This is a genomic window from Porphyrobacter sp. GA68 (assembly GCF_022605525.1).
Classification (GTDB): domain Bacteria; phylum Pseudomonadota; class Alphaproteobacteria; order Sphingomonadales; family Sphingomonadaceae; genus Qipengyuania_B.
Genome location: NZ_JAKQYJ010000002.1, coordinates 799,329 through 814,661 on the forward strand (window position 1 = coordinate 799,329; position 15,333 = coordinate 814,661).

At 63.8% G+C, this 15,333-nt stretch carries 9 protein-coding genes and 1 tRNA gene; 4 read left to right on the forward strand and 6 right to left on the reverse strand.

The genetic code is table 11. The annotated features are described in order from the left end of the window. The first annotated feature begins 45 nt into the window (after nucleotides 1-45). Nucleotides 46-897 (forward strand): glutathione-dependent disulfide-bond oxidoreductase, encoded by an 852-nt coding sequence (gene yghU, locus LHJ54_RS11640; RefSeq protein ID WP_228244068.1) that lies wholly within the window; start codon nucleotides 46-48, stop codon nucleotides 895-897. A gap of 45 nt (nucleotides 898-942) precedes the next feature. Then, nucleotides 943-1,017, forward strand: a tRNA-Gln gene (locus LHJ54_RS11645). Nucleotides 1,018-1,023: 6 nt separating this feature from the next. Here LHJ54_RS11645 and LHJ54_RS11650 read toward each other — a convergent pair. The 6 genes from LHJ54_RS11650 to LHJ54_RS11675 are packed head-to-tail and all read right to left on the reverse strand — an operon-like array spanning nucleotide 1,024 to nucleotide 12,372. Continuing rightward, nucleotides 1,024-2,547 (reverse strand): tryptophan halogenase family protein, encoded by a 1,524-nt coding sequence (locus LHJ54_RS11650; RefSeq protein WP_228244069.1) that lies wholly within the window; start codon nucleotides 2,545-2,547, stop codon nucleotides 1,024-1,026. Continuing rightward, a complete protein-coding gene (locus LHJ54_RS11655; RefSeq protein WP_228244070.1) occupies nucleotides 2,544-4,586 on the reverse strand; it encodes a glycoside hydrolase family 97 protein in 2,043 nt (680 codons plus the stop codon). The genes LHJ54_RS11650 and LHJ54_RS11655 overlap by 4 nt, the downstream gene beginning before the upstream one ends. After that, nucleotides 4,583-6,208, reverse strand: a complete 1,626-nt coding sequence (locus LHJ54_RS11660) for an alpha-amylase family glycosyl hydrolase (RefSeq protein ID WP_228244071.1) — start codon at nucleotides 6,206-6,208, stop codon at nucleotides 4,583-4,585. The genes LHJ54_RS11655 and LHJ54_RS11660 overlap by 4 nt, the downstream gene beginning before the upstream one ends. Beyond that, nucleotides 6,205-8,049, reverse strand: a complete 1,845-nt coding sequence (locus LHJ54_RS11665) for an alpha-amylase family glycosyl hydrolase (RefSeq protein ID WP_228244072.1) — start codon at nucleotides 8,047-8,049, stop codon at nucleotides 6,205-6,207. Before LHJ54_RS11665 ends, LHJ54_RS11660 begins: the two co-directional genes overlap by 4 nt. Then, a complete protein-coding gene (locus LHJ54_RS11670) occupies nucleotides 8,046-9,548 on the reverse strand; it encodes a tryptophan halogenase family protein (RefSeq protein ID WP_228244073.1) in 1,503 nt (500 codons plus the stop codon). Before LHJ54_RS11670 ends, LHJ54_RS11665 begins: the two co-directional genes overlap by 4 nt. Nucleotides 9,549-9,606: 58 nt before the next feature. Further along, nucleotides 9,607-12,372 carry a TonB-dependent receptor gene (locus LHJ54_RS11675; RefSeq protein ID WP_228244074.1) on the reverse strand — a complete coding sequence of 922 codons (2,766 nt, stop codon included), beginning with the start codon at nucleotides 12,370-12,372 and terminating at the stop codon, nucleotides 9,607-9,609. Nucleotides 12,373-12,612: 240 nt separating this feature from the next. On the opposite strand from LHJ54_RS11675, the gene LHJ54_RS11680 reads away from it, so the two are divergent. After that, nucleotides 12,613-13,641, forward strand: coding sequence for a LacI family DNA-binding transcriptional regulator (locus tag LHJ54_RS11680; RefSeq protein WP_228244075.1), 1,029 nt, complete (start codon nucleotides 12,613-12,615; stop codon nucleotides 13,639-13,641). A gap of 96 nt (nucleotides 13,642-13,737) precedes the next feature. After that, a complete protein-coding gene (locus tag LHJ54_RS11685; protein ID WP_228244076.1) occupies nucleotides 13,738-15,273 on the forward strand; it encodes an MFS transporter in 1,536 nt (511 codons plus the stop codon). Nucleotides 15,274-15,333: the final 60 nt, after the last annotated feature.

The following is a 15,333-nucleotide window of genomic DNA, read 5'->3' on the forward strand; positions in this document are numbered from 1 at the left end:
CGCACCCACTAAAGGCGCGCAGGCTGCGCGCAAAGAGGAGCAATCATGGCCGACACGTACACTCCGCCCCGGGTATGGACCCATGACGCGGAAAACGGCGGCAAGTTTGCCGCCGTCAATCGCCCGACCGCAGGCGCGCGCGAAGAGCGGGACTTGCCGGTAGGAACACATCCTCTGCAACTATACTCTCTCGCCACGCCGAACGGGGTCAAGGCGACCATCATGCTGGAAGAATTGCTGGAAGCCGGCCACGAGGACGCGCAATACGATGCATGGCTGATCAATATCAGCAAAGGCGATCAGTTCACGTCGGGGTTTGTGGCCGTGAACCCCAATTCCAAGATACCGGCGCTACTCGACAGGCGCGGTGCCGAACCCGTGCGCGTCTTCGAAAGCGGTGCCATCCTGCTGTATCTTGCCGAGCAATTCGGAGCGTTCTTGCCGTCAGACGAGGCCAAGCGCGCCGAAATGCTGGGCTGGCTGTTCTGGCAGGTTGGCAGTGCGCCGTTCATTGGCGGCGGTTTCGGCCACTTCTATGCCTATGCGCCGGAAAAGTATGAGTACCCCATCAACCGCTACGCCATGGAGACGAAGCGGTTGTTCGACGTCGCGGATCAGCGACTTGCGCAAACGCGCTATCTGGCCGGCGACGAATACACCATTGCCGACATGGCGGCCTTTCCCTGGATCGCGCCGTTTGTGGAAGGCACCATCTACAATGATGCGCGCACCTTCCTGTCCATCGACGAGTACGAGCATGTGGGGCGCTGGGTGGGTGAGCTGGCACAGCGGCCGGCGGTGCAACGCGGGCGCATCGTCAACAAGAACTGGGGTGACGAGGACCAACAGCTGCCTGAGCGGCATTCGGCTGACGATTTTGCCGGCAAGCGGCTCTAGCGCCCCTTCACAAGGAGGAAGGAGGCGTTATAGAGGCCCGCCAGTTGGGGTGTAGCCAAGCGGTAAGGCAGCGGTTTTTGGTACCGCCATGCGGAGGTTCGAATCCTCCCACCCCAGCCACTTTCATCAGGCCGCTGAAGCAGCCTGAGGCGGCGCCTCGCGGGCGAGCGGGTCGTACCCCGCGAAGTTCATTGCCGACTGCGTCAAGATCCGTTTCACCTGTGCTGCGTCTGCGCCTCGCAGTCCGGGCGGCAACGGCTGCTGCTTGTCCGCGGCGGGAAAGGCGCCATACCCGGCAAACAGGCAATGCCAGCTAAGGCTGCTGTAGGCCGACTGTGGCCCGTAGATCTGGCGCAGCGCTTCGTTCATGTCCTGATGCGTGAACCAGGCGGTCATGACCGCCTTCAGCCTATCCGACAGGTTCTGATTGGCGGCATTATCGGTCCAGTATGGCAGGCCGCTTCGTCCGTTGAGCCGATAATGCGCGACGATGTAATCGCGGATCCCGTCATAGCGCGCGGCGATGCTGCGATTAAAGGCGCCGCGGTGCCGGGGTGTAAAGCCACCCCCCTCGAGCGCGCGGATGAACTCGGTCGCGGTGGCGATCACGATGTGGAGCGCGGTTGCCTCCAGAGGTTCGATGAAGCCTTGCGCCAAGCCCGCGGCGAGGCAATTGCCTCGCCAGCTGTTCTCCACCCGACCGACCTTCATGCGCAGAAAGCGCACATCGCCCTCCGTGGTATCAAGCGCGGCGCGCAATTCGCTTTCCGCCTCTTCGTCCGAAATGTAACGCGAGGCGTAGACGTAGCCATTGCCGACGCGGCTGGTCAGCGGGATGGCCCAGCGCCACCCGGCCCGCATTGCGATGCTTTCTGTCTGCGGCCGCAATGGCCCGCGGTGCGGCGTCGGCAAGACGACGGCGCGATCGTTGAACAAATTATCGCCGAACGGGATGAACCTTTCGCCCAGGGTTTCCTGGACCACCAATGAGCGGAACCCGGAACAGTCAACAAAGAAGTCGCCTGCGATCCGTTCTCCGTCCGCGGTGACGAGCGCTTGGACGTCGCCGCCTTCGCTGACCTCCACCCGAGCCACGGATACGGGACGGTGAACAACACCTCGCCGCACCGCCCAATCGCGCAGGTACGCGCCCAGCTTGAAGGCGTTGAAGTGGTAGCCGTAGCTTGGTGCAAAGGGAAAGCCTGGCGATGCCTGGGGTGCCTTGGCATCGTTCGCGAGGCGAGTTGCAAGAAACCAGTCATCGGGGTGAGCGGGAACTTCGAAACCGCGCCGCGCTAGGGTGCAGTTCTGGACGAACGCCGGTTCGGTATGCAGATCCACCGGCGAGGGGAACGGATGAAAATAGCTGTCGAACCCTGCCCGCTCGCTCCACCCTGTGAAGCGGATCCCCAGTTTAAAGGTCGCCTCGCACGGCTCCATCCACTCGGCCTCGCTGATGCCCAGCTGGTCGAAGAACGCCTTGAGTTGCGGGGTCGAACCCTCCCCCACGCCGATGATGCCGATCTCCGGGCTTTCCACGACAGTCACGCTGCCGCCGCGACCGCCCCAGGCCTGATGGAGAAGGCAGGCGGTGATCCAACCCGCGCTGCCTCCGCCCAGCACGACGCAGCGGGGCGGTCGCCCGTTCACCGCCGCGCCGGTGCCAGCCGTATGGCAAGACCGCCGCCCGGCGCCAGACGGACGGAGTAACTGTCGCCTTGCCGGATCGTCAGGTCGTCATAAGCGATGTCGTGCCGGCTTTCGTTCTCGTAGGTGTTGTCGGCGGTATCCTTGTACACCGTCGCGCGGTAAGCGCGGCCAGGTTCCAGAAAGTCGAAGGTCAACGTCAGGTCGCGGGCGGTGCCATCGTTCACGCCGCCGACGTACCAATCCTGGCTGGCCCGATCCTGCCGCGCAAAGATGGCGTAATCCCCGACCTCGCCCGCGATGAGCCTGCTCTGCGCCCAGTCAGCGGGAACCCGCTTGATGAATTCGAGTTCGCGCGGGTGCGCGGCCAGGTTCTCGATGAAGTCCGCTGCCATCTGAATGGGCGAGTATATCGCGAGGTAAAGGCCGAGCTGCTTTGCCAGGGTGGAGGAGAACGGCATCCCGCGGTCGCCGACCAGGCTCAAGACGCCAGGCGTATAATCCATCGGTCCAGCCAGCATCCGCGTGTAAACCAGGGTCGGATCATGATCCGGCCCGTTACCGAACCGCGCCCAGGCGTTGTATTCCTGCCCCCGCGCGCCTTCGCGTGCGACCCAGTTGGGGTAGGTGCGACGAAGGCCGGTGTCCTTGACCGGCTCGTGCGGATTGATGGCGATCCGGTGACGCGCGGCTGTTTCGACCACCTTCAGGTGATGCTGCACCTGGCGTTGCCCGTCGTGCCACTCAAATACTTCCGCGCCGCAGGGTTCGGCAACGTCCGCGTTGCATGAAATGATGCCGCCCGCATCCGCGACATAGCCGGTCTTGACCAGCCGGATGCCCAGCCGGTCGTACAACGCCATCGCGTCTTCCAGCTGCTTTTCATACACGTTGATGTTGCCGCCGGTTTCGTGGTGGCCGACGATCTGGACGCCCTTGGACCTTGCATACCGGGCAACCTCTTCCAGATCGAAATCGGGATAGGGTCTGGTGAAACTGTAATCGCGACCATTGCCGAACCAGTTGCCGTCCCAGCCATAGTTCCAGCCTTCGATCAGGACGCCGGCGAACCCGTGCCGCGCGGCGAAGTCGACGTACTGCTTGGCCCGCGCGGTGGTCGCGCCGTGACGATCGCCCTGCGCCCAGGTCCAGTCCCCACGGATCATCCCCCACCAGATGCCGATGTATTTCTGCGGCTTGAAGTAGCCGGATACATCGCCCAGCCGGTTGGGTTCGTTGAGATTGAGTTCAAGGTCGCTTTCGACCAGCCCGGCGGCGCTGTCGGCTATGCGGATAGTGCGCCATGGGGTGTTGAAAGCACCGGTGCGCGATACCTTGGGACCGCGGCTGGAGGGGGACAGATGCGTGCGGAACCGCTGTCCATCCATGCGCTTGAACCAGAAGGCCGAGTAATCGACCAGCGCAGCCTCGTGGAAGGACAGGTGGGTGCCATCCTCCAGCCGCATGGTGATCGGGGTATGTGCGGTGCTGACCGCATCGATCGGGGTACGGTGATACAGGTATTCGTAGCGGTTCCAGTCGCCACCCTGGATCCACCAGGCGGTACCTTCGGGCGCGACGTTGAATTCGGTCAGCTCCTCCCCGATGTTCGTCACCGGCCGTTCCGCATCGTTGCCGAACTCGTAGCGGAACCCCACCCCATAGTTGAACACGCGGAAAGTAACGGTCAGCGTGCGGGGCGTCTGGGTCTTTTCACGGAAGATGACGGTGATCTGATTGTGGCGATCATCGACGAACCGCCGCTCGCCCCATGATGTTTCCCAGCGATCATTGCCTTGGGCTCGGGTGGCGCTGGCCAGCGCGAAGTTGCGTCGCAGCGGATCGGCATCCGTCAACAGGAAACCCAGCTGCGAACGCGCGATAAGCGGCTTGGCGTCACGCGCCACTTCGTAGAAGGGGACGCCGTCATTGTCGGTGTTGAGCGTCACCACGATCCGCCCGTCCGGGGATGCGATCTGCTCCTGGGCGGCCAGCGGCAGCGCGCTGCCCGCGAGCAAAGCCGCGGCGATCAGGCGGATCACGCTGCCACCATCAGCGCGCCGAAAGGCGGCAAAACTTCCCGCCCGCCTCCGTTCACGCTGGCAAGCACGGTGCCGTTCACCTGATGCGGTGGAGGCAGGGTTAATGGCGCGGCGGAGGTGTTGAACATGCACGTGATGGTTTTCCCTTCCCAGATGCGGTCGATGCGCAGCAATGCGCCTTCGGCGTGACACTTTGCCGCTCCATACAGCAAAACCGGCTGCATGCGGCGTTGGGCAAGCATCGCCCGGGTGAACGCCAGCAGCGACGCAGGATCGGCCTCTTGCGCATCGACAGCCCGCGCCTTGTTCTCGTCTCCGACCGGAAGCCATGGGTCAACGGCGCCAAAGCCTGCATCGGCAGTGTCACGACACCACGGCATCGGAGTGCGGGCGCCGTCGCGCGACAGCGTCAGCGGCCAGTTGGCGATGGCTTCCGGGTCGCGCAGCTGTTCAAACGGGATGTCCACCTGCGTCAGCCCGAGTTCTTCGCCCTGGTACAGGATGATGTTGCCGCGCAAAGCCGTCAGCAGCGCAATCTTGAGCCGGGCGAGTTCCTCTCTGTGTTCCGCGCCGCACCAGCGCGAAAGCGCGCGGGGGGCGTCGTGATTTTCAAAGGCCCAGCTAGGCCAGCCCTCGCCGGGTTCACCCGGCCATTTGCCCGCTGCCGCGCAGACGAGGTCCGGGGTCAGTTCGCCCGCGTACAGGAAGTCGAAACCATAGGCGGAGTTCAGCCGCCGGTCGCCGCTGGTAAACGCCTTCATCTCTCCAATGGACTCGCGCCCGCCTACCTCGGCAACCGTGAACACTGCGCCGTATTCGTCGGTGACGCTGCGGATACGTTCAAGAAAAAGCGGAATGTCGGGATGCGACTGGTTGTGGATCCGGCGCTGGAAATCATAGGGTCGCGATCGTTTGCCGGGCGTCGTCGCCGGCGGATTGTCGCGCAGTTGCGGATCGTGCATGAAGAAGTTCAGCGCATCGAGGCGAAACCCGTCAACGCCCCGGTCAAGCCAGAACCGTGTCACGTCCAGCAAGGCATCCTGCACCGCAGGGTTGTGGCCGTTTAATTGCGGTTGCGAACTGAGGAAATTGTGCAGGTAGTATTGCTGACGCCGCGCATCCCAGCGCCATGCCGGCCCGCCAAAAACTGATTGCCAGTTCGATGGCGGAGAGCCGTCCGGCTTGGGATCGGCCCACACGTACCAGTCGGCCTTTGGATTGTCGCGGCTCGCTCGGCTCTCGCGAAACCACGGGTGCTGGTCCGAGGTGTGGGAATAGATCTGGTCGATGAGCACCCGCAGGCCCAGTTCATGCGCGCGGGCCACCAGCTTGTCGAAGTCATCCAGCGTCCCGAATATCGGGTCAACATCGCAGTAATCGCTGACATCGTAGCCAAAATCGAGTTGAGGCGAGGTGAAAAACGGGCTGATCCAGATCGCATCCATGCCCAACCGCGCCACGTGATTGAGCCGCGCCGTGATGCCGGGCAGATCGCCGATGCCGTCACCATTGAAGTCCATGAAGCTGCGCGGATAGATCTGGTAGATCGCGGCGCCCTTCCACCAGGGTTCACCGACGCCATGGGCTTGTGCCGTCACATCAGGGCCCTTGTCGATGTTCATCGTTCCAGCCTGCACACAGCGTAACCAAACGGCGGGATGACCAAACGGACCGAGCCGGGCGCGCTGACCATATTGGGGCACTCGCCTGCCAGGCTCGATAGTCGCCGGGCCGCGGTGTTGACAGCGACATTGCGGGCGATCGCCTGGTCCGAGGTGTTGAAGGCGACCAGGACCCGCTCCCCGCTGTCGGCGTCAAACCGCTCCACCGCCAGCAGTCCCGGTCCCTCGTGATCAAACCCGGCAACCTGCGTCAGCCCCCGCCGCAGCGCGGGACTGCTCCGTCGCACCGCCGATAGGCCGGCAATCTGCCGGTACAGCGGATGGGCGACGTCGAAGTTTTCCTGCGCCGTAGTTGCCTCGGTGCCGATAAGGTCGTTGTCGTTGTACTCCGCAACCTGGCTGGGGAACATGTTCTCGCGCGCCAGCTGGTCGTTGCCGTCCGAAACAAAGCCTTGCTCGTCACCGTAATAGATGGTCGGCACCCCGCGCAGCGTCAGCATCATGGCATGGCCCAGCATGGTGCGCGCCAGCAGTTCGTCCTGAGACATGGCAGGGTTGCCCGCCTTCACGAACATGGAAAAGCGGCCATAATCGTGATTGCCGAGGAACGTTGGCAGTTGCACCGCCGCTTCCCGGCCACCCGGATAGATGACGTCCTGCGCCATCAGTTCCGCCATCACCTGCGGACTGGCCTGGCCCGACACGACCAGCTGCGCTGCCTTGGCGAACGCCATGTCCAGCGCGGAGGGAAGGCCGCTTTCGCGCATGACCTGCGCCGCCAGGGTCGCGTGCGGCACATCGAAGGCGATTTCGCCAAAGATGTGGAAGTTGGGAATGCCGCGCGCCCGCGCTCGCTCCATCATGGCGGGGACGAACTCCTGCCAGAACTCGGGATTGACGTGCTTGGCGGTGTCGATGCGAAAGCCGTCGACCCCGAAACGGTCGATCCAGTCGCCGTAGATGTCGATCATACCCGCCACGACCCGCGGGTTTTCGGTAAAGATGTCGTCCAGGCCCACGAAGTCGCCATCGACCGAACTTTCGCCGACCCAGAACGTATCGCCGCGGTTGTGGTAGTAGATCGGATCGTTGAGCCAGGCAGGCACTTTCACGTCCCGCTCCGCCTCGGGAACATAGGGCGTGTAGGCATAGGTCGAATCGGTCAGCCGCGCGAAGTTTTCCCCGGTTCGCACGTCGTCGCCGGCAAAGCCTTCATTGATGCGAGGACCATCGGGGCCGCCGCGCGTGGAGTAGGGGTAATCGGCCTTGCTGCGGTAAGCGTAGTTCGTCGCGTCGCCTTCGCGGTAGCGGATCACGTCGGCGGTGTGGTTGGTGATGATGTCCATGTACACCTTCATCCCGCGCGCGTGTGCGGCGTCAACGAATGCCCTGAACTCCTCGTTGGTGCCGAAATGCGGATCGACCTGAGTGAAGTCGGTGATCCAGTAACCGTGATAACCCGCCGTCTCCTGCCCCGGCGGTCCTTGAACCGGCTTGTTCTTGAATACGGGGGCAAACCAGATGGCGGTCGCGCCCAACCCCTGGATGTAGTCCAGCCGCTCGGTCAGACCTTTCAGATCGCCGCCGTGGTAGAAGCCGCGGTGAGTGGGGTCGAACCCTGTCACCAGCCGATCGCCGGTCAGGCCGCCCCGATCGTTCGTCGGATCGCCGTTGGCGAACCGGTCGGGCAGGACGAAATAGATGATCTCGTCCTGAGGCAGGCGGTTGCGGAATGTCTGGCTGTCTGCTTGCACCGTCGGGCCGCGCGTTACCGGCGGGGTCTGCGCACAGGCGGTCGTTGAGAGGAGGGCCGCAACAGCGGCAAGGGTCATGTGTTTCATGCGGTCTTCCTCAATTCCGGGGGCGCTACCGCTGCGCGCAGCGCGGCGAGGTGGAGGGGCATGGCGGCTGCGGCGCGTTGGTTGCGCTGGGTTATCGCGGTCAGCATCGCGGAAAGCTGATCGCCTGCCAACTCCCGCGTGGCCGGATTGACCGCGCCGGGGATCACGCCCTGCCCTATCAGAACCTGCGACCAGCCTTCTACGGTGAACAGTTCCTCATGCTCGCGGTGGAGAAAGCCGGTGGCGCGCCATGTGTCGAGCTTGCTGGCCAGAGTGTCCGGGAGTTCCATCCGGCGGCACGCATCCCAGAACGGCTCCCCTTCCCGCCCGTTGGCCCAGTAATGGAGGATGAGGAAATCGCGAATACGGCTCCATTCGAAAGCCGCCTGCCGGTTGAACTCTGCGGCCAGCGCCGGTTCCGCAAGCTGGCCGGGCAGCATCTGGAGAAAGCGCGCGATGGAGGATTGGACCAGATGGATGCTGGTGGACTCCAGCGGCTCCATGAAGCCTGCCGCCAGCCCGAGCGCGACGCAATTGCCGACCCAATGCCGCGCGCGCGTGCCGGTGGTGAAGCGAAGCAGGCGTGGCTCCGCATCGCGGCGAGCGTCGAGATTTGCGAGGAGGATGGTCCGCGCATCCTCCTCGTCCATGAAACGGCTGCAGAACACATGACCGTTGCCGATCCGATGTTGCAGCGGAATGCGCCATTGCCACCCTGCTGGCCGGGCGGTGGAACGGGTATAGGGCGTGAAGTCGCCGCTGGTCGCGCAAGGCACCGCCCATGCCCGGTCGCACGGCAGCCATCCGCTCCAGTCGGCAAACTCACCTGGGGCAAGCGCCTCCATGAGAAGGGAACGAAAGCCCGAACAGTCGATGAAGAAATCGCCCGCAACGGTGCGGCCGTCTGCAAGGGTGATGGAAGTGATCCGCTCTCCCGCGTCGGCGCGGTTCACCTGCGCGACTATTCCTTCGAGCCGCGTGACGCCGCCAGCCTCCGCTCGGCGGCGCAGGTACGCGGCGTAAAGCCCGGCATCGAAGTGGAAGGCGTAAGGCATCGGCCCCGGCGCGCCTGAACGGTCCGGCTGCATCTTCAGCGCATAGGCGGCAACTGCGTTGAGCGAATAGGCGCCGAATGCTTCGGCTCGACCGGCAAGGTGGGCCTGTGTCCAGTACTGATGGAAAGGCAGGATGCCGTGCGCATGGCCTGTCGGGCCGAAGGCATGCATGTAGCGGGCCCCCTCCCCCGCCCAGCCGGCGAACTCGATGCCCAGCTTGTAGCTGCCCTTCGTCTCCCGCAGGAACTCGCCTTCGTCTATCCCGAGGGCGGCGTTGAACAGGCGGATCTGCGGGATGGTTGCCTCGCCCACTCCCACCGTGCCAATAGCCTCACTTTCCACCAAGGTTATGGCGAACGGGGTGAAGCGCGACAGTGCGGCGGCGGCCATCCACCCTGCCGTCCCGCCGCCGACGATTACCAGAGAGCGGACAGGGTGGGTCATTGATCGCAAGCCATCGCGGTGGAGGCGCCGGGGACCGGCCAGGCGCCTCCTTGTCTCATCAGAACCGGTAGGTGAAGCCGGCCTGGAAGCGGCGGCCATATTCCTGATAATCGATGACGGCTTCGGGAACCGGCACATCGAACTGCGACACGAACGGCTCGTTGGTGAGGTTCTGGCCCTGAATATAGATGGCCAGTCCGTTCAGCGCGCCGCCACTGAAATCATAGCCGATCTGCGCATCGACGATCATTTCCGAACGCGCCCGGCGGCGAGTCGGTGAACCGCCGAAGCCGCTGAAATCGGCAAGGAAGGAGGAGCGATAGCGGACGCTGCCGCGCGCGCTGAAGCCCCACTTTTCGAAATAGGCGGTGCCATTGGCGGTCCACTTGGAATAGCCCGGAATGGTCGCCAGATTTCCGTTGAAGTCCTCCACCTTGGAGTCGGTGTAACCCACGCCGCCCGTGACGCCAAAGCCATCAAGCGCCTCGGTGAACGTATCCAGGGGAAGCACAAATGAGGCTTCCACACCGTAGAAGTCGCCGCCGGGCGTGTTGACCGTGGCGTCGAGGAAGCCGACCGTCGTGGCTGGCGGAAGGCCGGCAGGCGTCGGCAGCCCCGCAAAATCGAAGATCAGGCGCCCGCGGTCGATGTAGCTGACGATGTCCTTGTAGAACAGCTGCAGCGCAAGGACGCCCGTCCCGCCGTTGAAATACTTCTCGACATTGAAGTCGAGCGCGTTGGCGCGGAACGGACGCAGGAGCGGGTTGCCGCCGCCTCCGCTGATGAAGGGCGCCACGCCAGTCGGGCTTTCGCCGACGTTGGTGTTGATGCCGTATCCGATCGCAGACCGCAGGTCATCGAGCCGCGGCCGCTGGATCTGCCGGCTCGCGGCGAAGCGGATGATCCAGTCGCTGTCAAAGCGGAGCGACAGGTTCAGGCTGGGCAGCACATCCCAGTAATCCGCACCGAGGCTGACGTTGACCTGTTGCCCGTTGGCGAACGCGATGCCGGATGATTGCTGGGAGGCGTTGATCGCCTGCACGCCGACATTGCCAGTCAGGACGCCCAGGCCGAGTTCCTGTTCGATGTCCAGCTGGGCGTACAGCGTCATCAGGTCTTCGTCGATGTTGAAGGCCTTGGCCGGAATATCGTTCGAGGGATTGGGGTTGAGGATCAGCGCGCCGGACGCGATCACGTCGCGCGGGTCATAGCTGACGATCGGCCCCAGACCCAGATAGCTGAGGTTGGTCGGCCGCAGCAGGAAGCCAGCCGGGATCGGTGCCTCTGTCGCGCCGCCAGGCAGCTGCACGAAAAACTCGTCCGGGGTCAGGCTCTTGTCGCGATTGGTGTAGTTCAGCCCGACCTTTACGGCGGAGAAGAATCCTTCCAGCTCTCGCTCAACACCGACGCGGAACTGCTTCAGCTCGTCGTCGACGATGCGGTTGTTGTAGTAGCCCGCCTGCACCCGGTCGCCGCCCCAGCCGAGCGGATCGGTCAGGCGGATCAGATTGGTGTCGCTGTAGTTGAGGCCGGGGCTGAAGCTGGTGCCGTTCGCATCCGATCGGAAGCCGATCGTATCCGTTGCGCCGCCGTCAACGTTGTAGCCGGTGCCGGAATAGCTCTCGATGCTCAGCTCGTTGCGGTCGGTGCGCGAATAACCGAAGTCGAAAAACGCGCTCCAGCCATCGTTGCCTTCGTAGGCGAGGTTCAACCCGCCGGAATAAAGGTCGGCTTCGCGCTGGAAGATATCGTTGCGGATAACTCCCTGAACATTGGTGAACGTGCCGGAAGTCGCGAACAGCGCGTTGCCAATATTCCTGGTCGTTGCCGTCGCAGGATTGAACTGGGTGCCGAACGCCTGGAAGCCCAGCGGCAATTCGATCCCGCGCTTCGTCTGATCGTCGTCGAAGTTGGAATAGAAGCCATCCACCGTCAGCGTGAGCGTCTCGGCCAGTTCCGCCTGGAAGGTGCCGGTGACGCCAAACCGCTTCAACTGGGTGGAAGTGACGAAGCTCTTGGAACCGCCGATAACGTAAGGATTGCCGGCCGTGCCGTCGCCGGCGTAGCCCCAGGCGTTGAATTCCTGCAGCTGATAAGGCTCGTCGGTATAGGCGGCGGACAGGGCGATGCCGATGGTGTCGTCGGCGAACTGATCGACATAGGTTGCATTGACGCGGTAACCGAATTCCTTCGACCCGGCGTTCAGGGCGCCGATATCGGCATACGAACCCTTGGCGCCGATTGCCAGAACCCGCTCGCTCAGGTCCAGCGGCCGGATGGTGCGGATGTCGATCGTGCCGGCCAGCCCCTGCCCAACCAGCTCGGCGGAGGGCGATTTGTACACCACGACCTGATTGACGACTTCGCCCGGATACTGGTCGAACTCCACCGCACGGCTGTCACCGGTGGAGGTTTGTTCGCGCCCATTCAGCAGCGTCTGCGAGAAGTCTGGACCAAGGCCGCGTACCGCGATGACGTTCGCGCGGCCGTTCAGCCGTTGGGACGTCAGGCCGGGCAGGCGGGCAATGGATTCGCCGATGGATGCGTCGGGCAGCTTGCCGATATCCTCTGCGGTAACCGACTCCAGGATAAGGTCGCTGGAACGCTTCTCGGCAACGGCGCTGGCCAGGCTGGCGCGAAAACCGGTCACCAGGATCTCGTTGCCGGTATCAACCGGCCGGGCCGCGTCGTCATCGCCTGCTTCGGCATCGACCGGGGTCGGCGGCTGGGTGTTGGCTTGCTGCGCCCATGCGCTTGCCGGCGCAAGCGCATGGGCGACGGCAGAACCGCTCACGAGCGCGGCGAGAAACTTGCGGTTGATCATCTAAACTACTCCCCCACGGCAGCGTCGCTGGGACGGGCGCTTTGCCGGTGCTGTGCACGAACGCTCTGTGCTGTGTGCCTGCCTCGCGCGCGGAACGACAGGACGCATACGTATGCTGCATCGATGCTGCAGTGCATGATGTCACCGGATTGCAACATCGTGGCACGTCGCAATCGCGTGACTGCACACTCATGCCGCGCTATTGTTCGCTCAGCGCCCCGAACGGAAAGTTTGCCCGCAATGCCGATCAACATCACCGGCAAAGTGACCAGCTTCGACATCGCCTATCGCGCCGGAGTTTCGCAACCTACGGTGAGCCGTGCGCTGCGGGGTGACCGGTCCGTCAGTCCGGCGACCCGCGAGCGGATCGAACGCATTGCCCGCGAACTCAATTACACGGTGGACAAGAACGCATCCGCGCTGCGCACCCAGCGGGCCAACACCATCGCCCTGCTGTTCTTTGAAGATCCGGCCCCGGACGACAGCCACATCAACCCGTTCTTCCTCTCCATGCTCGGCTCCATTACCCGCGCGGCAGGCGCGCGGAACCTGGACCTCCTTGTGTCCTTCCAGAGAATGGAGGATGACTGGCACACCCGCTATCAGGACAGCCACCGGGCCGACGGGCTGATCCTTCTCGGATATGGCGACAACATGCTCTACCAGGAAAGGCTGGAGCAGCTGGCGGCGCAGGGTACGCGGTTCGTCCGGTGGGGGCCGCTGGAGGCGCATGAGGCAGGAGCGGTGGTAGGGTCGGACAACCTGGCCGCCGGTCGCGCCGCGGGCGAGCACCTGCTTGCCCAAGGATGCCGGACCATCGCGTTTCTCGGGCAGGCGAACGCGAGCTATCCGGAGTTTCTGTCGCGCTTCAACGGTTTGTGCGCAGCGGTCGGGGACGGCGTATTGCAGCAAGGCGCGCTCAGCAGCGAGGCGGACGGCTATGCCGCAGTGCAGGCACTGCTGGCCAGCGGGCATCGGCCGGACGGGATCTTCGCCGGGAGCGATCTCATCGCCTGTGGCGCCTTGCGTGCGTTGGCCGATCATGGCTTGCGCGTACCTGATGACACTGCCGTGATCGGGTTCGACAACATCCCGGCCGCCGCCCTCACCTCTCCATCGCTCACCACCATCGAACAGGACACCGCGCGGGCGGCAGAGCAGCTGACGGAGGCGCTGGTCCGGCAGATCGGCGGCTCCGCACCGGAAACACTGGTTCTGCCCACGCGCCTGATCGCGCGCGGCAGCACCCGTAGAGCGCCGGTGCGCTGAGCTTTTCCAGCTTGCGGTCCGCTTCGCGGAGTGTCAGCGTGCCGCGCGGCACATACAGGCCGGCAAGCAAGGCCGGTCGAGGGGGAGAGTCGATCGATGGACAAGCCGCGGCAGGGTTTTGCGGGCCTGTGGAATATCAGCTTCGGCTTTTTCGGCATCCAGATCGGCTTTGCGCTGCAGAACGCCAATATGAGCCGCGTTTTCCAATCGCTGGGCAGCGCCATCGACGATCTTCCGGCATTGTGGGTCGCGGCGCCGCTGACCGGCCTGCTGGTGCAGCCGATCGTCGGCCATCTGTCCGACCGCACCTGGCTGGGCCGGCTGGGCCGGCGCCGTCCCTACTTCCTGCTGGGCGCAGTCATGGCGGCGCTTTCGCTGTTCCTCATGCCGTTATCAGGTGTGCTGCTGATGGCGGCGCTGCTGCTGTGGGTACTGGACGCCAGTCTCAACGTGTCGATGGAGCCGTTTCGCGCGTTTGTCGGCGACATGCTGCCCAAGTCGCAACATACCGCCGGGTATGCCGTGCAGACCGCGTTCATCGGAACAGGCGCGGTGGTGGGATCGGCGTTTCCCTGGCTGCTCGATCAGTTCGGGGTATCCAACGTCGCGGCAGGCGGAGGCATTCCCGACACTGTTCGCTACAGTTTCTGGGCGGGCGGTTTGGCGTTGTTTCTGGCGGTGCTGTGGACCGTCATCACGACCAAGGAATACTCGCCCGACGATTTGCGTGGCTTCACCGCCGCGCATGCGGAGCCATCTGATCCCGGCAATGGCGCACTTGCCAGCCGAAACTTCCTCGCGCCAGGTATCTGGATCATCATCGGCGCCGCGATCATGCTGGCCGTCGAGGCGTTCGGTTTCGAGCAGGAAGTGCTGCTACTGGGCGCACTGCTGATCGCCTACGGCCTGCTCAGCGCGCTGGCCATCCGCCGCGCGCGGGGCGGCGGGGCTCCGGGGATGCTAGGCAGTATCATCGGCGACTTTTCCGCCATGCCGGACATCATGAAGCGGCTCGCCCTGGTGCAGTTCCTCAGCTGGTCCGCACTCTTCATCATGTGGATCCACACCACTCCCGTGGTCGGGCAGTACTACTTCGGCGCAACCGACCCGGCGAGCGCAGCCTACCAGGAAGGCGGCAACTGGGTCGGCATCCTGTTCGCAGTTTATAACGGAATTGCCGCCGTCGCTGCGCTTACGCTGATCCCATGGCTTGCCGGTCGCATCGGCAAGGTTGCGACCCACATGACCTGCCTGATGTGCGGGGCAGCCGGTTTCGCCAGCTTCTTTGTGATGCCGGATGCCAATTGGCTGATCCTGAGCGAAGTTGGCATTGGCATCGCCTGGGCTTCGATCCTTGCCATGCCCTACTCCATCCTCGCATCCAATCTGCCGGGGCACAAGCTCGGCATCTACATGGGTTTGTTCAACGTTTTCGTCGTCGTGCCGCAGCTGATCGTCGCAACCGCGATGGGCACGGTGATGAAGGCGTTTTTCCCGACCGAACCGATCTGGACGATGGCATTCGCCGCCGTAACGCTGGCGCTCGCTGCCCTGGCCATGCTGCGCGTGAAGCTGGCAGCAGAGGAGAACAGACCGGGCGCCCCGGCGATGCTCAAACCGCAGGCGAGCTGACGAACAGGCCGGAACAATGCCGCGAGCGAACTTTTGTGGAATGAACCCGCCCGTCGCGCC

Excerpts from the sequence above, each read along its gene's own strand:
- yghU (WP_228244068.1), top strand. The coding sequence starts at position 46 with ATGGCCGACACGTACACTCCGCCCCGGGTATGGACCCATGACGCGGAA.
- LHJ54_RS11675 (WP_228244074.1), bottom strand. The coding sequence starts at position 12,372 with ATGATCAACCGCAAGTTTCTCGCCGCGCTCGTGAGCGGTTCTGCCGTC.
- LHJ54_RS11660 (WP_228244071.1), bottom strand. The coding sequence starts at position 6,208 with ATGAACATCGACAAGGGCCCTGATGTGACGGCACAAGCCCATGGCGTC.
- LHJ54_RS11680 (WP_228244075.1), top strand. The coding sequence starts at position 12,613 with ATGCCGATCAACATCACCGGCAAAGTGACCAGCTTCGACATCGCCTAT.
- LHJ54_RS11670 (WP_228244073.1), bottom strand. The coding sequence starts at position 9,548 with ATGACCCACCCTGTCCGCTCTCTGGTAATCGTCGGCGGCGGGACGGCA.
- LHJ54_RS11685 (WP_228244076.1), top strand. The coding sequence starts at position 13,738 with ATGGACAAGCCGCGGCAGGGTTTTGCGGGCCTGTGGAATATCAGCTTC.
- LHJ54_RS11665 (WP_228244072.1), bottom strand. The coding sequence starts at position 8,049 with ATGAAACACATGACCCTTGCCGCTGTTGCGGCCCTCCTCTCAACGACC.